Genomic DNA, 21,391 nt, shown 5'->3' with positions numbered 1-21,391 from the left:
GCACGCTCGCAGCGCGTCGGCCAACCGCCGCGCGCCCGGCTCGACCCCGGGCCGCAGCTGCCGTTCGCACCGCCGGCCGCGCCGCCGCTGTTCGTGCCGGACGAGCCGGACTGGCCGCCCGCCGCGCCGCCCGCGCCCGGCGCGAACCCGCCACCGTTGGCGGTGCCCGGCCCATTCCCACTCGGCGGGGTCATGCCGGCCGGCGGCTGGCCGCCACCGAACCCGCCGCGACCGCCGCCGCCCATGCCCATCGAGGACGTCGGGCCGCCCGCGGGGAACGTCGAGCTCGTCGCGTGGCCGAGCGTCTGCACCGCCCAGGAGGCGGGCGCGAGCAGCAGCAGCCCGATGCCCGCGGTCGCCGCGGCCGTGCGCAGCTTGGGCGCGAACACGATGCCGACGGCCGCGAGCGCGCCGCCGACGAGCAGCACGCCCGTCATCCAGTCGAGGTCGGTCGCCGCGTTGGCGATCACGACCAGCTCGGTGGCGATGCCGCCCGCGAGCAGCAGCGGACCCCAGGCGCGGTGGCGGATGAGGCTCCAACCGGCGCCGACGAGTAGCGCGGTGAACGGCGCGAGCGCGGAGACGTAGTACGGGTGGAAGATGCCCTCCGCGCGACTGAACGCGACCGCGGTGACCAGGAACGCGCCGCCGACGGCGATCACGTAGCCCGTGCGCTCGTCCGTGCGGCGCAGCTTGCTCATCAGCAGCACGCCGAGGCCGGCGACCAGCGCGAAGCCGATCACCCAGCCCGCCTGGCCGCCGAGTGCGGCGTTGAGCAGGCGCGTCGGGCCGGCCTCGCCGCCGAACGTCGCGCCGCCGCCACCCATGCCGCCGCCACCGCCAGGCCCGCCGTCCTGGCCGAAGAGTCGGCCGAGGCCGTTGTAGCCGAGGATCAGCGACCAGATCGAGTTGTCGTCGGTGCCGCTAATGTAGGGACGGTCACTGGCGGGCGTGAGCCACATCAGCACCGGCCACGCCAGGCCGACTGCCGCCATGGCGGCTCCACCCACGAGCAGCTGCTTGAAGGCGATCATCCGACCGCGAGGCGCGACCCAGAACCACGCGAGCGCCATGCCCGGGACGACCATCAGCGCCGCCGCCATCTTCGTCTCGAACCCGAGCCCGACGAACACGCCGGCCCACACGAGCCACTTCAGAGAACCGCCCTGCCGCAGGCCACGATCCAGCGCCCACACGGCCGCCACGAGGCAGAGCACGAGCAGCGCGTCCGGGTTGTTGTGGCGCGACATCGCGACCGTGATCGGCGTCAGCGCCAGCGTCACCCCGGCCACGAAGCCGGCGGCACGGCCGAAGCGCGAGCGCGCGAGGTCATAGGTCAACGCGACCGTGGCCACGCCCATCAGCGCCTGCGGCACCAGCAGCGCCCACGAGTTGAACCCGAACGCGCGCGCGGACAGCGCCTGCACCCACAACGCGAGCGGCGGCTTGTCGACCGTCTGCAGCCCGGCCGCGTCGAACGAGCCGTACAGGAACGCGTGCCAGGACTGCGTCATCGACCGCACGGTCGCGGCGTAGTAGTCGTTGGCGTAGCCGTTGAGGTCGAGCGCCCACAGGTTCAGCCCGCCGGCGAGCACCAGCAGCAGCACCAACTCGGGCCTGGACACGAGCGCGCGGAGCGCCGAGAGAGAACCGGCCCGGTGGCGCGGCTGAGGGATGGCGAGGGTCGACATGTGGTCACCATCGACCCGCGCGCTGCGAGCGGGCTGGGCGTTCCCTCAGAGCTTCCTGAGAGGTTCAAGTCGCAATTGCCACGATCCGTCCGCCCGGGGTGAGATCGTCCCGCGCATGGCGACTACCGACGACGCTGCACGCCTGGCCGAGCTCGGCTACGAGAGCCATTTCGAGCGCCGGATGGGCCTGTGGGAGAACTTCGCCCTCGGGTTCACGTACCTGTCCCCCGTGGTCGGCATCTACTCCGTGTTCGCGCTCGGGTTCGTCGCGGGCGGCCCGCCGATGATCTGGAGCATCGTCATCGCGGGCATCGGGCAGCTGCTCGTCGCGCTCGTGTTCGCGGAGATCGTCGCCCAGTTCCCGGTTGCGGGCGGGATCTACCCGTGGGCGCGGCGGCTGATCGGCCGGCGCTGGGCGTGGATCACGGGCTGGATCTACGGCTGGGCGCTGATCGCCACGGTGGCGTCGGTCTCCACCGGCGCGGTCGTGTTCGTCGGCTCGCTGTTCGGCTTCACGCCGTCCCGCTTCACGACGGTGCTGATCGCGGCCGGCCTGATGGTGCTGTGCCTGCTGATCAACCTCACGGGCACCAAGACGCTCGGCCGCGTCGCGATGGCGGGCTTCGCCGCGGAGCTGATCGGCGCGCTGTTCGTCGGCCTCTGGCTGCTGCTCTTCGAACGCCACCACGACTTCAGCGTGTTCTTCGACAGCCTCGGCACCGAGGGCGACGGCAGCTACCTCGGCGCGTTCCTGGCCGCCTCCCTGCTGGGCCTGTACCTGTTCTACGGCTTCGAGGCCTGCGGTGACGTCGCCGAGGAGGTCCCGGACCCGGGCCGGACGATCCCGAAGGCGATGCGCCGCACGATCTACGTCGGCGGCGCCGCGGCGCTGCTGATCACGGCCGCGCTCATCCTCGCCCAGCCGGACTTCAACGCGATCATCAGCGGCGAGAACGCCGACCCCGTCGGCAACGTGTTCACCGACGTCTTCGGGTCGGTCGGCGCGAAGGTGATCACGGTGATCGTGCTGATCTCGTTCGTGTCCTGCATCCTGAGCCTGCAGGCCGCGGCGAGCCGGCTCATCTACTCCTACGCGCGGGACGACATGATCGTCGCGAGCGGCGCGCTCTCGCGCTTCAGCAAGGAGCGGCACGTGCCGCCCGTCGCGCTCGCCGTCGCCTGCCTGCTGCCCGCCGCGATCGTCGCCATCGCCGAGATCGTCAGCGACAGCGCGCTGCTGAAGGTCATCTCGTTCGCCTCCGCGGGCATCTACATCGCCTTCCAGCTCGTGGTCGTCGCGGCGCTGATCGCCCGCAGTCGCGGCTGGGTCCCGCGCGGCAAGTTCACGCTCGGCCGCTACGGCTTCGCGATCAACGTTGCGGCGCTGATCTACGGCGTCGGTGGCGCGCTCAACCTCGCCTGGCCGCGTGGCGACGCGGCCTGGTACGACAAGTGGATCGTCGTGCTCGGCTGCTCGATCGTGGCGGGCGTCGGCCTGCTGTACATGCTGCTCGGGCGCCCGTACGAGCGCAGCGAAGCGCCGTACGGGGACGCGACGGCGGTGCGGACAACTACGTAGCGGGAATCCGCAGAACCGCCGGAAGGCAGGGGCTCATGGCGCCCGTACGTTGGCGCCATGATCTCCGAAGCCCATCACACCCCCACTCCTGAGAAGGCCGGCGAGAGCCTGCTCGGCCTCATCGCCGTCGCCATCCTCGGCGTCGTCATCGCCGAAGCGGCGTTCGTCGCCTTCGGCGGCATGGTGGCCATGGTCGCCACGATCTTCCTCGCCCTCGCCGTGACCGGCGGCGTCATCTTCGCCGTCATGCAGACGATCGGCCCGGAAGACCACGAGTCGCAGTGACCACGATCCTCGTCGGCGTCGATCCCGCCGCGCCGGCGCACGAAGCGATCGCCTTCGCCCGCGCTCTCGCCGACGCCGAGGGCGCGGACCTGCAGCACGTCTCCGCCCACCGCGGTGAGTCCGCGGCCCAGCTGCTGCACCAACGCGCCGAAGCCACGGACGCACGCCTGGTCGTGCTCGGCTCCAGCCACACCGGCCGCCTCGGCCGGGTCATCCCCGGCAGCACCGGCGAGCGCCTTCTCCACGGCGCCCCGTGCGCCGTCGCCGTCGTGCCCCGCGGCCACGTCGACCGGCCGATCGACCACATCGGCGTCGCCTACGACGCCTCGCCCGAAGCCGAGGCCGCGCTCACGCACGCGACCGAGCTCGCCCGCCACCTCGGCGCGACCCTCGACCTGATCGGCGTCGCCAACCCCGACCCGTACGAGGACGACGACAGCGCGCGCACCGTCCAGGTCCGCCTCGAGCGCGCCCTCCGCACGCTGCCCTTCGACGTCGACGGCACGATCGTCCGCCTGCACGGCGAGCCCGCCGACGCGCTGGCGATCCACAGCGCCGACCTCGACCTGCTCGTCACCGGATCGCGCGGCTACGGCCCGCTGCGCTCGGTGATCGTCGGCGCCGTCAGCGGCCGCCTGATGCGCACCGCGCGGTGCCCGGTGATCGTCGTCCCGAGGGCAGTCGCCGCCCCGACTCCGTAGTTTGCACGGAGCAACATTGCGGCAGACCCTGACGGGGAGGCCGCAATCCGCGACGACCATCTAGGACATGACGACGACTGACGAGACGAACACCGCCAATCAGCCCGGCGCCCTGGGCTTCGCCCGCATGGCCGGTTCCTCGATCGCGGGCCGTGACGCCGCTCCTTGGGTCACCGACTTCCTCAACGCGGCCTATTACCGGCGCGAGCCGGCCGAGCGCCAGGCCGACGATCTGCGGTTCGCCTTCAGCGTGCTGACGACCTACTGGTACCGCAAGGACCCGACGCGCCGGCTGCGCGTGACCGATCTTCCCGCCTTCCACAAGGCGTTCGGCGCCGAGCGGTTCGCCGCGAACGGCCGCCTGAGCCGTGAGGCGCTGGAGCGCGGCGCGGTCACCCTGCTCGGCGACTGGTTCCCGGCCGCCTACGCCGACCCGGCCCGGAAGGGCTGGGGCATCGCGTTCGAGACGCCCGAGGACAAGGCGGCCTACGACCATAGCTACCGGTTCAAGCTGGCCAAGATCGGCGACCTCACCGCCGAGAGCGCGCCGCTGGACCAGCAGGTCTGGCACACCTACGACCCCGTCGAGGTGCCGTCGGCCGAGGGGCTGATCGCCGCGATCACCCAGCCGGAGACGTGGCCGGAGTACGCCAGCGCGCTGGGCCGCTTCACGCCGCTGCGCCCGGGCGGGCTGCTCGGCCAGACGTTCGAGATCGAGGTCGTCGCCGGCTACGACAAGGCCGTGCCGCTGTGGACCCGCGGCTACGTGACGATCACGACGCTCGTCACCCCCGACGACCAGAAGGCGCTGCACAACTGGTTCGAGGCGCTCGAGGTCGGCATGAAGGAGCACGGCGAGCCGTCGATCGTGCCCGAGGGCGGCGAGCCGCTCGTCGGCTTCGACCTGACCACGCACGCCGGCCACTTCATGGGCTCCGGCCACAACCGCCTCGTGCTCTACACGCTCGACGGCAAGGCCTACGTCCGCGCCGCCGGCACGTGGGACCCGATGAGCTGGCACCTGAGCAAGGCGTACGAGAGCCAGGGCAAGGACGCGCAGCACGCGTTCTGGGGCGTCGGCGAGGACCCCGAGGTCAGCATGCTGCACCAGATCGCGATCGCGCTCGGGGCGCCGACCAAGTGAGCGACGCGGTCGTCATCGGCGCCGGGCCCAACGGCCTGGCCGCAGCGATCCGGCTCGCCGAGGCCGGCCGCCAGGTGCTCATCCTCGAAGCCTCGGACGCACCGGGCGGCGCCGTCCGCACCGAGGAGCTGACGCTGCCGGGCTTCAAGCACGACACGTTCAGCTCCGTCTACCCCGCGAGCGCCGCCTCCCCCGTGTTCGGCCGCATGCCGCTGGCCGAGCACGGCCTGGAGTGGGTGCACCCGGAGGCCGCGTACGCGCACCCGCTGCCGAACGGCGAGGCGAAGCTCCTCTACGGCTCGCTGCTGCGCACCGCCGAGAGCCTCGGCCCGGTCGACGGTCCCAAGTGGGTCAAGTTCGCCAAGCCGTTCCTGGACAACTTCGAAGCCGTGAAGGCGACGATGCTGACCGGCTTCCCGCCCGTCGGCGGGCCGATCAAGCTGCTGACGGGCGCCGGCCCCCTGCGGCTGCTGGACTTCGCGCGGCTGCTGCCGGGCAGCGCGGTCGGCCTCGGCAAGCGCCTGTTCGAGGACCAGGGCTCGCGCGCGTGGCTCTACGGAGCCGCGATGCACGGCGACACGCCGCCGGACGGCGCGGGCTCGGCGATCGCCGCCTTCTACCTGAACCTGCTCGGCCACGCGGTCGGCTGGCCGTCGCCCAAGGGCGGCGCGCAGCACCTGACCGACGCGCTCGTGAGCTACTTCGAGAGCCTTGGCGGCGAGATCCGCACCAACGCGCGCGTCACCCGCATCACCAGCGCGAACGGCCGCGTCACCGGCGTCGAGACCGCGGACGAGCGGTTCGAGGCGAAGACCGTGATCGGCGACGTCATGCCCGGCGCGCTGACCAAGATGGCCGACCTGCCGAAGTGGTACTCGACCGCGCTCAACCGGTACATCATCGGCGCCTCCACCGTGAAGGTCGACTGGGCCCTGGACGGGCAGATCCCGTGGGCGAACCCCGCCGTGAGCGGCGCCGGCACCGTGCACGTCGCGGGCGGCGAGGACGAGTTCCTGCACTCGGTCAAGCAGGCCCACGACGGCCTCTCCGACCATCCGTTCCTGCTGCTCGGCCAGCAGAGCGTCGCCGACCCGACGCGCGCGCCCGAGGGCAAGCACACCGCCTGGGCGTACACGCACGGCCCGCAGCAGGGCGTCGACTGGGAGCGCGACACGCCGCTGGTGGTGGAGCGCATGGAGGCGCAGGTCGAGCGCTTCGCGCCGGGCTTCCGCGACCGCATCCTGGCGCGGCACGTCCTCAGCCCCGCCGGGCTGGAGGCGCGCAACCCGAACCTCGTCGGCGGCGACGTCGGTGGCGGCAGTTATCGTCTGCACCAGGTCGTGTTCCGCCCGCTGCCGAAGCTCACGCCGTACTCGACGCCCTTGAAGGGGCTGTTCATCGGGAGCGCCGCCGCGTTCCCCGGCGGAGCCGTCCACGGCGTACCGGGAGATGCAGCCGCGCGCGCGGCACTGAAGTGAGGGGCGCGCGGGCGCTCTACGCCGCGTTCGACCGCTTCCCGTCGCGCAAGGGGAGCGCCGTCCACATCGACCGCTTCGCCCGGGCCCTGTTCGAGCGGAGCGGCGGCGGGCTGCTGTACGTGCTCGGCGGCGAAGGGCTGCCGAGCTACCAGCGCGAGGGCGACGTCGAGATCGTCCGCTACATGCGCGAGGCCGACCACGTGCTCGAGCGCGCCGCGGGCTACGGCGCGCGGCTCAGCGCGCTGCTGGACGAGCTGCCCGACCTGGAGATCGCCCACTTCCGCGACCCGTGGAGCGGGCTGCCGATCGTCGAGCACGACGGGGACCACCTGAAGGTCTACGAGGTCAACGGGCTGCCGTCGATCGAGCTGCCGTTCCTGTATCCGGCGATCCCCAACGCCCTGCTGGAGCAGATCGCCGAGATGGAGCTCCGCTGCCTGCACGCCGCCGACCTGGTCATCACGCCGTCGCAGGTGACCGCCGATCGGCTCCCGGTGCCCGCCCACGTGGTGCCGAACGGCGCCGAGCTCCGGCCGCGCAGCGAGCGACCGGCACTCGACCGCCCCTACCTGTTGTACTTCGGCGCGCTGCAGCCGTGGCAGGGCGTGGACACCGCCCTGCGTGCCGTCGCCCGGCTGGAGCTGGACCTCGTGATCTGCGCGTCGGTCCACCAGCGCCGCGCCAAGCCGTACCGCAAGCTCGCGGAGAAGCTCGGGATCGAGGCGCGCGTGCACTGGCACTTCGCGCTGCCCGAGGAGGAGCTCGCGCCGTGGCGCGACCACGCGCTGCTGTCGCTCGCGCCGCTGCGGGACTGCTCGCGCAACGCCGTGCAGGGGTGCGCGCCGCTGAAGATCCTTGAGTCGATGGCCGCCGGCGTGCCGGTCGTCGCTTCCGACCTGCCCGCCGTGCGCGAGCTGCTCACGGACGGCGTGCACGGCCGGCTCGTCGCGCCGGACCGGCCGGGCGAGCTGGCGCGGGCGATCCGCGTCCTGCTCGACTACCCCGAGGAGCGGGAGCGGATGGGCGCCGCGGCGCGGGCGCACGTGCAGGCGCACCTGACGTGGGACGCGAGCGTGGCTCGACTCCAACGGCTTTACGGTGAGAGGATGCCCGCGTGGCCAACCGCGTGAAGCAGGCGTTCAACGCCCTCAGCCCGGAGCAGCAGGACATCGTCCGCGCCCGCCGCTTCTCCGGCGCGCGCAGTCCCGACGAGTGGCTCGCGCTCCTCAGCCCGATCGCCGACTACGACCGCCAGGCCGACGAGACCCGCGCGGGCGGCGGCGGGTTCTTCGAGCGCCGCTACGCGCGCAAGAACGACGTGCCCAACGGCCTGCGGACGTTCGCGATCCCGCTGCTGCCGATCCTGCGCGAGGACATGGAGCCCGGCGCGCCCCTGGAGCTGTGGGTCGATCTCACAGGACCACTCGTGTCGACGAAGGCCGTGCGGCACTCGGAGCCGTACAAGAAGGGCGCGTACCGCAAGGTCGTCGACACCTTCTACGACGACGCCTGGCTGCAGGTCCGCACCCGCTTCGCCGACGGCGCGCAGCTCCAGTTCGCGGTGATCGACCACGTGCGCTCGACCTTCAAAGAGAAGAAGAACCCGCGCGGGAAGATCAAGCGCAAGACCAAGAACAAGAAGAAGACGGAGATGACGGTCACGCTCACCGTCCCCAACCGCCTGTACGCGCCCGCCACCGGGTCGCGCCCGCTGCCCAAGCAGAAGCTCAAGCCGAGCGACAAGCACACCAAGGTCACGGTCGGCGGCACCCTCGTCGCCAAGCAGGTGGATGCGGTCCCCCAGCTCGAGTCGCTGATCGAGCTCATCTCCGGCGCCTACGAGCGCGTGGCCCCGGTGCGGAGGAAGAAGCTGTGAGCTTCGCGCTGGACCTGTGCTCCTGCAAGCGGGGCTTCTTCACGCTGCGCGACTGCGCGAACTCGGCGGTCACGAGCTGCAGCGCCTGCTCGCGGCGGATCTGCGCCGAGCACATCACGCAGGCCGGCCTGTGCGTCGAGTGCGTCGCCAAGCGCTCCGAGGACGCGGCGCTCGACGAGACCTCGACCACCTACGCGATCCGCTCCCGCCAGCGCTGGTACGGCTCGAGCAACTACTCGCCGGTCTGGTGGGGCACGTCGGACCCGTACTGGAACGACACCGACTACCGCTGGTACGAGGGCAACGACGATGACGACGGCGGCGGCTTCGGCGACTCGTGAGAGCGCTGTGGCTGACTGAGACCTACCCGCCGAGCCGGGGCGGGATGGCGCAGTCGTGCGACCGGATCGTGCGCGGGCTGCGCCGGCGCGGCGTGCTCGTCGACGTCCTGCACTTCGTCCCCACCGCCCGGGGGCGCGCGTGGACGATCGAGGAGCAGGCGGGCGGTCGCTACCTCGCGTGCCCGATCGAGGACGACCCGGCGCACGCGCTCAACCGCGCCTGGACCACGCTGCAGGCCCGGCCGGTCGACTACACGCACGTGGTGGCGTTCGGCGGCTCGCGGCCGATCATGGCCGGCCCGGTGCTCGCCGCCTGGCTCGGCGTGCCCCTGATCACCCTGATCCGCGGCAACGACTTCGACGCCGCGGTCTTCTCCACGCGCCGGCGGCCGATCCTCGACGAGGCGCTGCACCGCTCCACGCTCGTGATCGCGAACTCGCGCTCGAAGGTCGAGCGGATCGCCGCCATGCACCCGGCCACGCCCACGCGCTGGATCCCGAACGGCATCGAGCGCGACTGGACGCTCGCGCCCTCCGACCTCGCCCAGGCGGCGGAGTTCCGCGCGTCGCACGACCGGCTCACGCTCGGACTCTTCGGTCAGCTGAAGGCCAAGAAGGGCGGCGTCTTCCTGCTCGACGCGCTCACCCGCTCCGGCGTCGCCGACCGCTTCCACCTGCTGCTCGCGGGCTGGATGGCGCCGGACATGGAGGCGTGGCTCGCCGACCACGACGGCGAGCTGGAAGTGACGACGCTGCCGTTCCTGGACCGCTACGAGCTGCTGCCCTGGTACGCGGCGTGCGACTGGCTCGCGATCCCGAGCTTCTACGACGGCCTGCCGAACGTGCTAGTCGAAGCGGCGGCGCTGGGCGTGCCGATGCTCGCCTCGCGCGTGGACGGGATGGCCGACGTGCTCACCGACGGCGAGACCGCTTTCCTGTTCGAGCCCGGCGACGAGGCCCGCGCCGCCTGGGCCCTCCAACGCGCCGCCCGCCTCGAGCCCGCCGAGCACGACCGCATGGCCGAGGCCTGCCGCCAGCTCGCCCGCACGACCCTCGACGGCGACGCGGAGCTCGACGCCTACGTCGACGCGCTGACCCACACGAAGTTAAACGTCCTGGACGTTTATCTTCCTGCGACGTGATCCTCTACTACGCCCTGGGCGGCGGGCTGGGGCATCTCACGCGGGCGCGCAAGGTGCTCGGCGACCGTGAAGACGCGGTGCTGCTCACGGCCTCGGGCCATGCGCGGGACCCGCGGGTCACCGCCGGGCGGCCCGTCATCCCCGTGCCGAGACGGCTCGGGCACGAACGGGCGGCGTTCCGCGGCTGGATCGAGGCGCTCCTCGCCGACCTTCAGCCCGATGAGCTGCTCGTAGACGCGTTCCCCGGCGGCGTGCTCGGCGAGCTGTGCGGGCTGGAGCTTCCCAGCGCGCGGCTGATCGCACGGCGGCTGCGCTGGGACGTGTACGCGCAGCGGCTCGACGGGCCGCTCCCGCGGTACGCGACCGTGCACCAGTTGGAGGAGCTCGGCTACGACCCGCCCGGGCCGGTCGAGCCGCTCACGCTCCCCCACGCGCCGCCCGGTGAGCCGCTCGCGTCGCAGCCGCACACGCTCGTCGTCCACGCCGGCCCGGATCACGAGCTCCAGCAGCTGCTCGCGCTCGCCGAAGGCAACACCGTCGTCGTCCATCCGCGCCACCACGACGTGTACCCGGCCGAGCCGCACCTCGCCCACGCCGAGCGCATCATCACCGGCGCCGGCTTCAATGCGATGCACGAGACCGAGCCCTACCGGGACCGGCACACCGCGGTCGCGTTCCCGCGCCAACTTGACGACCAGCACGCCCGCGCGGTACTGATGCGCACATGACCACAGCGATGCCGGACAGCTACGCGCAGCAACCGCAGGGTTCCGAGAGCACCGCGGTGATTCGCAGCGTGGGGAAGTGCATCCTGCTGCTGATCGCCAGCGGTGGGCTCTGGTCCTTCGCCTGGATGTACCACACGACCAAGGAGGTCTCCTCCAGGGTCAACCAGCCGCCGCCCTCCCCCGGGCTGCGCACCGTGCTGATGATCATCCCGATCGTCAACTACGTGATGCTGTTCCTGGCCTGGCAGGACATCGACAAGTACGCCCAGCGCGCCCGTTCGCAGAGCTTCTCGGTCGTCCTGTACTTCGTGCTGACGATCATCATCCCGTTCGTCGCGCTGTTCACGTACCCGTCTGTGCAGTCGCGGCTGAACGACGCGCACCGGGCCGCCACCAACGGCCAGGCGACCGACGCGCCGCTGGACACGCTCGACAAGGTCCTCGTCGGCATCGGCCTGTTCTTCTGGGCGCTCTACATCCTGGTCATCGTCGTGGCGGTGGCGGGGAGCTAGCCAGGGGCCGCACGGTCCCGGCGATCAGGGCCGCGAGCCCGAGCAGCACGATCACCGCGATCAGCGCCCGCGTCACCGAGCTGTGCTCGCCGAGGAACCCGATTCCCGGCGGACCGGCGAGGAACGCGCAGTAGGCGATCGAGGAGACGACGCTCACGCGCGGGGCGGCGAGCGCCGGGTCATCCGCCCCGGCGCTCATCCCCACCGGGAACCCGAGCGCGAGCCCGGCGCCCCACAGCACGGCGCCGGCGATCGCGGTCTCCACGTTGGGTCCGAAGACGAACAGCGTGAGCCCGGCGACCGAGATCACGGCCAGCCCGCGCACGACCTTCACGCGGCCGTGCTTGGCGAGCAGGTCCGGGCCGATCCAGCGCACGATCGTCATCGCGGTCAGGAACGCGGCGAGCCCGAGCGTGCCGACCGCCTCGTGCGCGCCGTAGTCGTCGATCAACGCGACGCCGATCCAGTCGTTCCCGGCGCCCTCGGCGAACGCGAACGCCAGCACGAACACGCCGACGAGCAGCGTGCGGCGCTCGCCCCAGGCCTTCATCCCGTGGTCGGTCGGCTCCTCGTGCGCCTCCCGGTCGGGCAGGAACGCGCGGACGGCGAGCGGCAATCCCAGCGTCACGGCCACGCCGACCACGGCCAGGTGCACGGAGACGGGCACGCCCAGCGCGACCATCGCCACGCCGCCGAGCGCGCCCGCGACCGTGCCGAGGCTGAAGCCCGCGTGGAAGCGCGGCATGATCGACCGCCCGATCCGCTGTTCGACGAGCGCGCCCTGGACGTTCATGCCGACGTCCCAGCTCGCCATCGCGTACCCGGTCAGGACAAGCGCCGCGACGACCGGGAGCACGCCCGCCTCGATCCCGGCGCCGGCGCCGATCAGCCCGAACCCCCCGACCGCGCTCGCCGTCATCACCACCCGCCGCGAGCCGAACCGATGGATGAGTGGCCCGGACAGCGGCAGCCCGACGACCGAGCCGACCGCGATCCCGAACAGCACGAACCCCAGCTCCGCCGCGCTCAGCTCGAGCTGGTCCTTGACCTGCGGAATCCGGGACGCCCAGCTGGCGAACGCGAAGCCGTTGACGGCGAACGCCGCGTAGACCGCACGAACGGCCGCGCCCTCGGCGCTCACGCCGACGCGCTGTCCAGCTTCAGCAGCTGTTCCGGGTGCTCGTGGTCGACCTGGAGCGTCGTGTGGTGGATGCCGAAGCGGTCGTCGAGCAGCAGCTCGAGCTCACGCCGGCGGCCGTGGCAGTCGTCGCCCTCGCGGACGAGCACGTGCGCGGCGAGCGCCGAGAAGCCCGACGTGACCTCCCACACGTGCAGGTCGTGGACCTCGATCACGCCGTCGGCTCGCGCGAGCGCGTTGCCGACCTCCTCGACGTCGATCTCGCGCGGGGAGCCCTCGAGCAGGATCGCGCTCGAGTCGCGCAGCAGGCTCCAGCCCGACCGGACCATCAGCGCGGACACGAGCAGCGCGGCGATGCCGTCGGCCGCGCCGAAGCCCGTGGTCACGATCAGCACGCCGGCGATCACCGCGGCGAGCGAGCCGTACAGGTCGGTGATCACGTGCGCCATCGCGCCCTCGACGTTGAGCCCGCGGCGCTCCGACCGCGACAGCGCCCACGCGGCCGCGACGTTCACGAGCGCGCCCAGCACGCCGACCACGATCACGAGCCCGCCTTCGACCTCGGGCGAGTCGAAGAAGCGCTGCACGGCCTCGACGCCGAGCACCCCGGCCAGCACGAGCAGCGTCGCGCCGTTGGCCTGGGCGGCGAGGATCTCGGCGCGGCCCAGACCGAACGTGAAGCGCCCGGACGGTGGGCGCCGGGCCAGGGACGCGGCGACGAGGGCGAGCCCGATCGCCCCCGCGTCCGTGAGCATGTGCGCGGCGTCGGAGAGCAGCGCCAGCGACGAGGCGATGATGCCGACGACGACCTCGACCAGCATGAACCCCGCGATCAGCGCAAGGGCGATGCTCAGCCAGCGGCGATCGGCGTCCGCGGACGGCGCGTGGCTGTGGCTATGGCCGTGATGATCGTGGTCGTGCCCCACCCCCGACGATGCTAGAGGCGCACGCCGCCGGGCGGTGTGCGATCAGGCCGTCGGTACCGCGAGGCGCCGCTCCACCGGCGTCGGGTTGCGGAACAGGTCGAGCACCGGGCAGTGCTCGTCCACGGCGTCGGCCAGCTGCTGGTAGCGCTCGGGCGACTCGGGCCCGAGCGGCGTGACCTCGAGCCGAATGCCGGTGAAGCCCGGCCGCGCGTCCGAGTCCAGGCCGAAGAAGCCGTGCAGGTCGAGGTCGCCCTCGGCCACGACCTCGAGCCCGTCGAGCGCGATGCCGAGCTTCGCCGCCCAGAAGCGGTAGGTGATCGCCTGGCAGGACGCGAGCGAGGCGAGCGCGTACTCGACCGGGTTGGCGTGCGCGTCGCCACCCGCGAGGACGTCGGGCTCGTCGACCTCGATCGTGTGGTTGCGGGACACGAGCTTGACCAGCGTCGGGCCCTCCAAGGCGCCCTCGGTCCGGAAGACCACGCGGGCGTTGCCCGCCTCGGCGGTGATGGCCTCTTCGTTGGCTGCGATCGCGGCGGTGACGGACATCCGTCTAGTCCTCCCTCGATAAATCCTGGAAACCCGGTCGGGTTTCGAATACTCTACGCATATGGCTTTCCCGTTGCACCGACTCCTCGAGCTCCGATCCCCCTCGGCTCGCGTGGTCGTGCCCGGGCCGGTCGAGCCCGCGCTCGTCTCCTACTACCTCGAGTTGATCGGCATCGGTGCCGGAGACCGGGTGGACGTCGCTCTGGACGGCGACGTCGAGCCCACGCCCGCGGTCGTCACCCTCAACGACCTGCGGGCGGCGCGGGTGCCACTCGCCGACGAGGACGCGCGGCCCGCGGCCACCGTCCGCGTGCGCATCCGTCCCGATCGCTCCGTCCAGGTGCTCTCGGCGCACGACGTGCTGCCGGACGGCGGCACGCGCCTGTCCTCCGGCTCGGCGTACATCGACGAGCTCTACCGCTACGGCGCCCGGACGGGCGCGCGCCTTGCCGCCGACGGGCAGGTCGGCGGCTTCGCGGTGGACTTCGCCCTCGACGAGGACGGGCACGCCGTCGCCGTCGGCCCGAGCGCCGCGCCCGAGGAGCACGCCCACGCGACGCTGCTCGCGCTGCGCGCCAACGCCTTCCGGGCCGGTACCGCGCTCGGCATCGACGAGGACTGGCGGGAGGCGGTCTCCGCGCTGCGCGCGACCGGGACCGGCTGGAACCCGCTCGCGCGCGCCGGCGTGATCGCCTACGGCCTCGAGACGCTCGAGGAGACGGGCGAGCTGCACCTCGTCGCGCTCGGCAACGCGCGCACCGAGGCCGACAACTGCTTCTATGCGGCGTTGACCGCGCTCGGCGCCGTGAGCGCCGAGACCACCGCCGGGTCGGCCAGGTAGTCGTCGAACGAGCGCGGCGCGTGGCCGGTCACGCGCTCGACGTCGCCGGTGAGGGCCGCCGTCGCGCTCGCGCGCAGGTTGTCGCTCAGGCCGCCGAGCATGGCCGCGTAGTCGTCGGGCACGCCGGCGGCGATCAGCCCGGCGATCCAGTCCTCCCGCGGGAGGTCCACGTGGCGGATCTCCCGGCCCGTCGCGGTGGAGAGCTTGGCCGCCACGTCCGCGAAGGTGAGCGCGGCCGGGCCTGAGAGGGTGTACTCGGCGCCGGCGTGCGCGTCGGGGTCGAGCAGCGTCGCGGTTGCGACCTCGGCGATGTCGTCGGCGTGGATGAACGCCTCGGCGCCGTCGCCGGACGGCACCGCGACGATGCCCTCTTCGATGATCGAGGGCGCGAAGAAGTACTCGTTGAAGTCCTGCATGAACCAGCCGGGACGCAGGATCGAGTGGGTGAACGCGGTGCGGCGACCGAGCTCGAGCTCGACGGCGCGATGCGCGGCCTCCGGCGGCGCGTGCTCGACGCCCCGTGCGCTCAGGAACGTGACGTGGCCGACACCCGCGGCCTCGGCGCGGTCCAGGAGCTCGAGCGCGCGCGGGACGTAGCCCAGGTCCAGCGCCGGCGGCACCAGGTAGACGGCGTCGGCGCCGGCGAGCGCGGCGTCGTAGGTGGCGGCGTCGGACCAGTCGAAGTGCACGTCGGCGCCGTTGCGGGCCGCGGTGCGGACCGTGGCGCCGGCGTCGCGGAGGAGCGGCGCGATGCGACGACCGGTCTTGCCGGTGCCGCCCAGGATCAGGATCGTGCTCATGGCGAGCACTACATCGCGGATCGGTGTGCGGATCCATGCTGGAAAGTCGCGATCACATATGCCATCGTCTCACGGCGTGGACGTGCTCACCGACTTGCTGGAACGCGCCCGCGCCCACGGCGCCGCGTTCTCGCACTCCACTGTGCATGGACCGTTCGGGCTGACGTTCCCCGCCGTGTCCGGGCTCGCCGTGCACGCGATCGTCGAGGGTGAGGTGCAGCTGTGGACGGACGACCCGGCGCAGCCGCTGCGACTGATCGGCGGGGACATCGTGCTCGTGCGCGGTGGGCTCGAGCACCAGCTCGCGACGAGCGGCGACGAGGCGTGCCGGCCGTTGGCGGACTACATGGCCACCGCGCGGGTGTCCGACCGTCGCTACCTCGCCGGCGAGGACGGCGACGCGTCCGTGTTCTGCTGCGGCGCCTACCTGTTCGAGGGCGACGTCTGCACCGAGCTGCTGCGCGTGCTCCCGGACACGATCCGCCTGCGCCCCGCCGCCGGCAGCCAGCTGCGCACGACCCTGGACCTGCTGGCGCGCGAGATGGAGCAGGACCTCCCCGGCCAGCAGACGCTGCTGGATCGGCTGCTGGACGTCGCGCTCGTGCAGATGCTGCGTGAGCACTTCGCGGCGGCGTCCGACACACCGGGCTGGTATCGGGCGTCGGGTGATCCGCAGCTGGGCCCCGCGCTGCGCGCCGTGCACGCCGACCCGGCGCGACCGTGGACGGTCGAGTCCCTGGCCGCCGAAGCCGCCCTGTCACGCGCGGCGTTCGCCCGCCGGTTCACCGCCGCGCTCGGCATGGCCCCGCTGGCCTACGTCACGGGCTGGCGGATGGCGCTCGCGCGTGAGCAGCTGCGCGACACGAGCGACCAGATCGCCGCTGTCGCGTCAGCGCTGGGCTACGCGTCCGAGTTCAGCTTCGCGGCGGCGTTCAAGCGCCACCACGGGGTCGCGCCCGGCCGATGGCGGGCGAACGCTCGCGCTGGGCGCTCGCCTTCGCTGTCGGCAGCTCGCTAGCGCTCGCTCCCGCGGCGCGCGGCCGCTGTCAAGCGCACCTGGCTTCGGCCACGCGCTGATCGTCGGGCCCGCCGGCGTCGTCGGACGTGAGCGCGATGGAGTCGGCCAGGAACGCCTCGCCTTCGGTCACGTCGTCGGCCCAGCGGTAGACGTGGACGTCGATCACGTTGCCGTCGCCGGTCGCCAGGTAGCTCGCGGAGACGCGCTGGAAGTCACCCGTGTTTGCCGTGACCTTGCCCTCGGCGATCACCGCGGCGCCGATCCCCGCGTTCCGGTTCCACTCGCGGATCGCGATGCAGACCGGCTTGCCGTCCGTGCTGTCCGTCCCTTTGATCCACGCGCTCGCCGTGTAGTGACGGCCCTCGACCGAGCTCGCGTCGACGGTGTCCGGCTCGTCGTCGATCCCGTACTGGTCGCCCGCGACGTTCGACGTGACGCGGACGACCTCGCTCCCGTCGGGCGCGTCGTCGGCGGCTTCCGTCGTGAGCGTCGCCTGGAACGCGGTCCAGCCCGCGGGGCCCGACTCGAACGAGGCGTTGGTCGTCAGGCTGTCCACCGGCTCCTCCCCGCCGCCGCCCCAGAGCAGCACGGTGAGCGCGGCCGCGAGGAGCACGACGCCCGCCGCGGCGACGAACGGCCAGCGGCGCGGCCCGCTCCGGCGCGGCGGCTGGTGGACGTGCTCCGGGGCCACGTGCGGGGACAGCGGCCCGGGCGGCAGGTCCGGCGGCGGCGGCGTGTAGGGCTGGGCGGTGACCGGGAGCGCGGCCGCGGTCTCGTCGACCACGTGCACCTCGCCCGGGTGGTTGAGCAGCCGTGTGTCCCGTCGCCAGCGCGGGCCGAGCAGGTCGACGGCGATCTCCTCGTACGCGTCCCACGCCTCGGCGGCGGACGCGAACCGCGCGTGGCGATCCTTCTGCACGAGCCTGTCGATCCAGTCCGAGAGCCGGAAGTCGATGTGCGGCACGATCGTGCTGATCGGCGGGATCGGCTCCGTGGCGTGGCGCATCAGGATCGCCATCGCGCTGTCGACGTCGTGGAACGGCTGGCGGCCCGTGAACAGCTCGAAGGCGACGCAGCCCACGCTGTAGAGGTCGGTCCACGGGCCGATGTCGGTGCCCAGCGCCTGCTCGGGCGCCATGTACGCGGGCGTGCCGATCATCATCCCGGTCGCGGTCCGGAACGATCCCGCGCCGACGTCCGTGGTCGCCTTGGCGATGCCGAAGTCGGCGATCTTGACGCGCCCGTCGGCGCTGACGAGCACGTTCTCGGGCTTGAGGTCACGGTGGACGATCCCCGCCGCCTCGGCCGCGGTCAGCCCGGCGAGGATGCTCTCCAGCACGCCGCTGATCTGCGGCAGGTTGAGCTCGCCCACGAACGGGCGCAGCGAGCCGCGCTCGAGGTACTCCATCGCCATGTACGGCGTGCCGTCGTGCTCGAAGTACTCGTAGACGGTGACGATGTGCGGGTCCGTGAGCGAGCCGGCGAGCCGCGCCTCGCGCAGGAAGCGCTGCGCCAGCGACCCGTCGGTGCTGTTCAGCGCGCGCAGCTCCTTGAGCGCGACGAGCCGGTCGAGCGACGGCTGGCGCGCGAGATGGACGACCGCCATGCCGCCCTCGCCGAGCACCCGCAGCACCTCGTAGCGGCCGACGACGATCAACGACGTTTCGTAGTTGAGGACACGTTCACGATTCATTCACGGCTCATCTACCGCCAAGGATCAGGGTCGCCTGATGGACTCGACTCGCCGCTCCTTCATCAGGGGCATTGCCTCCGCAGGAGCCTCATCGGTCGCCGCGGTGGCCCTGGAACGTACCGGCTATCTCGACACGGCGACGGCACTGGCCAACACCGCCGAGCCGAGCGACTTCTCGGCCTTCCGCGCGCTCGCCGCCTCCGCGGCCGACGCCTTCGAGGTGCCGGAGGGCTATCGCGCCCACGTCATCGCGGGGTACGGCGACCAGTTCGCCAACGAGGACGGCACCCTCACGTACGGCTTCAACAACGACTACCTCGCGTACTTCCCGCTGAACGGGTCCCAAGAGGGGCTGTTGTTCATCAACCACGAGTACCCGGCGCCGTTCTTCCAGCACGGCGTGACCAACGCCGCCAACAAGACCGCGGCGCAGGTCCAGCTCGAGCAGGACTCGGTCGGCAACTCGATCCTGCACGTCAAGCGTGACGCCGACGGCATCTGGGGTGTCGTCTCGCCGTCGCGCTACAACCGCCGGATCACGGGCAACTCGCCCACGCTGCAGTTCACCGGCCCGCTCGCCGACAACGCCGCCTACCCGGGCATCGGCGAGACCGCAAGCGGCTCGCTCGCGAACTGCTCGGGCGGCATCACGCCCTGGGGTACGGCGCTCAGCTGCGAGGAGAACTACCAGGACTACCCCGGTCTCGGCTGGGACCAGGCGCGCACCGGCACCACCGACTACGTCAACGGCAACGGCTCCACGCTCACCTCGCCCGCCAAGTACGGCTGGGTGTGCGAGCACGACCCGTACGACCCGAGCTTCGTCGGCCGCAAGCACACGGCGCTGGGGCGCTTCCGGCACGAGAACACGGCGTTCCGGGCCGTCGCCGACAAGCCGTTCGTCCTCTACATGGGCGACGACGTCAACAACGGCGGCGTCTACAAGTTCGTCTCCGACCTGCGCTTCCGCCCCGGTCGGCGTGAGGAGAACCTGAAGATCCTCACGTCCGGCAAGCTCTACATCGCCTACTGGGCGCCGCAGAGCCGCCGTACGTTCGACGCGCCCGGCGGCAACCTGACGTCGCCGACGGGCGGCACGGGCTACTGGCGCGAGGTGACCGAGGCCGAGCTCGTCGACACCAACGCGCGGATCGCCGCCAGCGTCGGCAGCGCCGAGTTCCAGCTCCACTACGCGACCAACCGCCCCGAGGACGTCGAGGTCGACGAGGACGGCACGGTCTACATCGCGCTGACCAACAACAGCACCGCCAACGACACGCACGGCTCGATCCGCCGCCTCCACGAGGCCGGCAACGACCCGACCGCGGTCGGCCAGGGCGCGCAGTTCACCTGGGAGGACTACGCCGCGGGCGGCCCGACCGGCCGCCCCGGCACGGGCGAGCAGGGCTTCTCCTCCCCCGACAACCTGACCTTCGACAAGGCCGGCAACCTCTGGGTCGTCACCGACATCTCGTCGAGCGTCCTCAACAACCCGACCAACCCGAACGCCTACCACCGCAACAACGCGGTGTTCATGCTCCCCCGCTCGGGCCCGAACGCCGGCGTCGCCTTCCGCTTCGCCAACATGCCGCTCGAGGCCGAGGCCACCGGTCCCTACTTCACCCCGGACGAGCAGACGTTGTTCATCAACGTCCAGCACCCGGGCGAGGAGACCCCGAACCGTGGCGGCGTCTACGGCACGGTCGAGACCTACACCTCCTACTGGCCCAAGGGCAACAAGACCACGGGCCAGAACCCGTCCAAGCCGATCCCGTCCCTCGTCGCGATCACCAAGCTCCCGGACGTGGAGACCGACCCGGACGGCGACGACACCCCGCCGCCGAGCAACGTCATCCCGGCACCCCCGACGCCGCCGACCCCGGGCAACGACGGCACCCCCGCGCGCCTGTCCTTCGTCTCGTCGGGCCGCCAGAACCTCGCCTCCCTCACCGGCACGGGCCTGGACTTCAAGCTCCGCGTCGACGAGCCCGCGACCCTGACCGTGACGCTCTACGGCCAGCTCACGACCCGCAAGGGCCGCCGCGGCAAGCCCCGCCAGCTCGCCCGCGTCACCCAGCGCGTCAACGTCTCGGGCGAGGTCACCGTGCGCCTGCGCCCGTCGGCCGCGCTGCGCGTCCTGCTGCGCCGTGAGCGCGCCGTCCCGGCCTCCCTCGCGGTCACCGCGACCGACGCCGCGGGCAACAAGGCGACCCGCACGAAGCGCCTGAGCTTCCGCCGCTCCTAGCCGCCTGAGCCACGCTCGCCGGGGTGGTTCGCCCGGCGAGCGTGGCAGAGTGCGCGCGGTGAGCCGCTCGATCCACTGGTGGACGGCGCCGATGAGCGCCGCGACGTTCGCGGGGACGGTCGGCACCCTGAGCCGGCTCGGCATCACCGACACCCACCCGGAGACCGGGCGCGCCGCGCTCATTGACGACGAGGGCGAACCGGTGCGGATCGAGCGCGAGGCCCTTCGCGCCCGGCAGGCGGAGATCCTCGGGGCCGGAGCGGCCGCAGCCGAGCAGCTCAGCTTCCAGTGGTGGCCCGAGGGCACCGCGAGTGCGGCCTACGGCGAAGTCCGGCGCCTGCCCGGCGAGCTGCGCTACTGGATGTTCGCGCTGGACGGCACGTCGGACGAGCAGCAGGCGCACGTCGTCAGGACGACGTTGGGCCTGGCGGTGAGCGCGCTGCACATCACCCGCTGTTACGCGGTCGACCTCACGGGCTTCGCCGAGGACCTCGATCTCCACGCCCTCGTCGCGGAGGGCCACGGCGCGAGCGCCTACCCGTGGGATCTCTGCTTCGCCCCCGACAAGCACCGCCGCAAGCACGCGGACTTCACGCTGCGCGTGACCAACGCGGCACTGGGCCGGCAGATCGGCGACGGAGGCCTCGCGTAGCCGAACTGGTCTGGACGGGTGGCGACGCGCCAACGGCGCGTCCAGGAACGTTGAC

The 21,391-nt window shown here is 72.2% G+C and carries 21 protein-coding genes; 15 read left to right on the top strand and 6 right to left on the bottom strand.

All coding sequences use genetic code 11. From position 1 onward, the window contains the following. Positions 1-1,691, bottom strand: a 1,691-nt coding sequence (locus OJ997_RS22780; RefSeq protein ID WP_270027554.1) for an ArnT family glycosyltransferase, incomplete at its 3' end; no start/stop codon positions are given. Between the two features lie 115 nt (positions 1,692-1,806). On the opposite strand from OJ997_RS22780, the gene OJ997_RS22775 reads away from it, so the two are divergent. The 11 genes from OJ997_RS22775 to OJ997_RS22725 all read left to right on the top strand — a co-directional run bounded on the left by OJ997_RS22775 (position 1,807) and on the right by OJ997_RS22725 (position 11,477). After that, positions 1,807-3,270: an APC family permease gene (locus tag OJ997_RS22775; protein WP_270027553.1), complete on the top strand. Its 1,464-nt coding sequence runs from the start codon at positions 1,807-1,809 to the stop codon at positions 3,268-3,270. A gap of 57 nt (positions 3,271-3,327) precedes the next feature. Further along, positions 3,328-3,555 carry a hypothetical protein gene (locus tag OJ997_RS22770; protein WP_270027552.1) on the top strand — a complete coding sequence of 76 codons (228 nt, stop codon included), beginning with the start codon at positions 3,328-3,330 and terminating at the stop codon, positions 3,553-3,555. Further along, the gene (locus OJ997_RS22765; RefSeq protein ID WP_270027550.1) at positions 3,552-4,256 is read left to right on the top strand and encodes a universal stress protein; all 705 of its coding nucleotides are present in this window, start codon (positions 3,552-3,554) and stop codon (positions 4,254-4,256) included. The genes OJ997_RS22770 and OJ997_RS22765 overlap by 4 nt, the downstream gene beginning before the upstream one ends. Positions 4,257-4,323: 67 nt before the next feature. Next, the gene (locus OJ997_RS22760; protein ID WP_270027549.1) at positions 4,324-5,400 is read left to right on the top strand and encodes a hypothetical protein; all 1,077 of its coding nucleotides are present in this window, start codon (positions 4,324-4,326) and stop codon (positions 5,398-5,400) included. Continuing rightward, positions 5,397-6,878 (top strand): phytoene desaturase family protein, encoded by a 1,482-nt coding sequence (locus tag OJ997_RS22755; RefSeq protein ID WP_270027547.1) that lies wholly within the window; start codon positions 5,397-5,399, stop codon positions 6,876-6,878. The genes OJ997_RS22760 and OJ997_RS22755 overlap by 4 nt, the downstream gene beginning before the upstream one ends. Further along, positions 6,875-8,008, top strand: coding sequence for a glycosyltransferase family 4 protein (locus tag OJ997_RS37765; protein WP_270027545.1), 1,134 nt, complete (start codon positions 6,875-6,877; stop codon positions 8,006-8,008). The genes OJ997_RS22755 and OJ997_RS37765 overlap by 4 nt, the downstream gene beginning before the upstream one ends. Next, positions 7,993-8,754, top strand: coding sequence for a hypothetical protein (locus tag OJ997_RS22745; protein WP_270027544.1), 762 nt, complete (start codon positions 7,993-7,995; stop codon positions 8,752-8,754). Before OJ997_RS37765 ends, OJ997_RS22745 begins: the two co-directional genes overlap by 16 nt. Further along, entirely contained in the window at positions 8,751-9,095 is a 345-nt protein-coding gene (locus OJ997_RS22740; RefSeq protein WP_270027543.1) for a hypothetical protein, read from the top strand. Before OJ997_RS22745 ends, OJ997_RS22740 begins: the two co-directional genes overlap by 4 nt. Positions 9,096-9,139: 44 nt before the next feature. After that, a complete protein-coding gene (locus tag OJ997_RS22735; protein ID WP_270027542.1) occupies positions 9,140-10,237 on the top strand; it encodes a glycosyltransferase family 4 protein in 1,098 nt (365 codons plus the stop codon). After that, entirely contained in the window at positions 10,234-10,965 is a 732-nt protein-coding gene (locus OJ997_RS22730) for a hypothetical protein (RefSeq protein ID WP_270027541.1), read from the top strand. Before OJ997_RS22735 ends, OJ997_RS22730 begins: the two co-directional genes overlap by 4 nt. Then, positions 10,962-11,477 (top strand): hypothetical protein, encoded by a 516-nt coding sequence (locus tag OJ997_RS22725; RefSeq protein WP_270027539.1) that lies wholly within the window; start codon positions 10,962-10,964, stop codon positions 11,475-11,477. The genes OJ997_RS22730 and OJ997_RS22725 overlap by 4 nt, the downstream gene beginning before the upstream one ends. Here OJ997_RS22725 and OJ997_RS22720 read toward each other — a convergent pair. Genes OJ997_RS22720 through OJ997_RS22710 form a run of 3 tightly spaced genes read right to left on the bottom strand, consistent with a single transcriptional unit; the run spans position 11,449 to position 14,087 of the window. Continuing rightward, on the bottom strand, positions 11,449-12,618 hold the full coding sequence (locus tag OJ997_RS22720) for an MFS transporter (protein WP_270027538.1): 1,170 nt from the start codon (positions 12,616-12,618) through the stop codon (positions 11,449-11,451). The two genes, OJ997_RS22725 and OJ997_RS22720, sit on opposite strands and share 29 nt — an antisense overlap. Next, a complete protein-coding gene (locus tag OJ997_RS22715) occupies positions 12,615-13,541 on the bottom strand; it encodes a cation diffusion facilitator family transporter (RefSeq protein WP_270027537.1) in 927 nt (308 codons plus the stop codon). The genes OJ997_RS22720 and OJ997_RS22715 overlap by 4 nt, the downstream gene beginning before the upstream one ends. Positions 13,542-13,583: 42 nt before the next feature. Continuing rightward, the gene (locus tag OJ997_RS22710; RefSeq protein ID WP_270027536.1) at positions 13,584-14,087 is read right to left on the bottom strand and encodes an OsmC family protein; all 504 of its coding nucleotides are present in this window, start codon (positions 14,085-14,087) and stop codon (positions 13,584-13,586) included. Positions 14,088-14,148: 61 nt separating this feature from the next. Between OJ997_RS22710 and OJ997_RS22705 the strand changes: the two genes are divergently transcribed. Continuing rightward, entirely contained in the window at positions 14,149-14,928 is a 780-nt protein-coding gene (locus tag OJ997_RS22705; protein WP_270027534.1) for a peptide ligase PGM1-related protein, read from the top strand. On the opposite strand, the gene OJ997_RS22700 is transcribed toward OJ997_RS22705, so the two are convergent. Continuing rightward, positions 14,865-15,728 carry an NmrA family NAD(P)-binding protein gene (locus OJ997_RS22700; RefSeq protein ID WP_270027531.1) on the bottom strand — a complete coding sequence of 288 codons (864 nt, stop codon included), beginning with the start codon at positions 15,726-15,728 and terminating at the stop codon, positions 14,865-14,867. The genes OJ997_RS22705 and OJ997_RS22700 overlap by 64 nt on opposite strands. 76 nt (positions 15,729-15,804) lie before the next feature. Here OJ997_RS22700 and OJ997_RS22695 point away from each other — a divergent pair, with 76 nt between their 5' ends. Beyond that, complete coding sequence (locus OJ997_RS22695) at positions 15,805-16,746, top strand: AraC family transcriptional regulator (protein ID WP_270027530.1); 942 nt, start codon at positions 15,805-15,807, stop codon at positions 16,744-16,746. A 28-nt stretch (positions 16,747-16,774) separates the two neighbouring features. Here the strand turns inward: OJ997_RS22695 and OJ997_RS22690 are convergent, their stop codons facing one another. Next, positions 16,775-18,439: a serine/threonine-protein kinase gene (locus OJ997_RS22690; RefSeq protein WP_270027528.1), complete on the bottom strand. Its 1,665-nt coding sequence runs from the start codon at positions 18,437-18,439 to the stop codon at positions 16,775-16,777. A 103-nt stretch (positions 18,440-18,542) separates the two neighbouring features. Between OJ997_RS22690 and OJ997_RS22685 the strand changes: the two genes are divergently transcribed. Together OJ997_RS22685 and OJ997_RS22680 are read left to right on the top strand one after the other, a co-directional pair. Further along, positions 18,543-20,684 (top strand): PhoX family protein, encoded by a 2,142-nt coding sequence (locus OJ997_RS22685; RefSeq protein ID WP_270027527.1) that lies wholly within the window; start codon positions 18,543-18,545, stop codon positions 20,682-20,684. Between the two features lie 58 nt (positions 20,685-20,742). Then, positions 20,743-21,336 (top strand): hypothetical protein, encoded by a 594-nt coding sequence (locus OJ997_RS22680; protein ID WP_270027526.1) that lies wholly within the window; start codon positions 20,743-20,745, stop codon positions 21,334-21,336. The last annotated feature ends 55 nt before the right edge of the window (positions 21,337-21,391 follow it).

This window comes from Solirubrobacter phytolaccae (genome assembly GCF_027587195.1).
GTDB classification, from domain to species: Bacteria; Actinomycetota; Thermoleophilia; order Solirubrobacterales; family Solirubrobacteraceae; genus Solirubrobacter; species Solirubrobacter phytolaccae.
The sequence above is the reverse complement of the archived record's forward strand: the minus strand, read 5'-3'. Positions and strand labels throughout refer to the sequence as shown.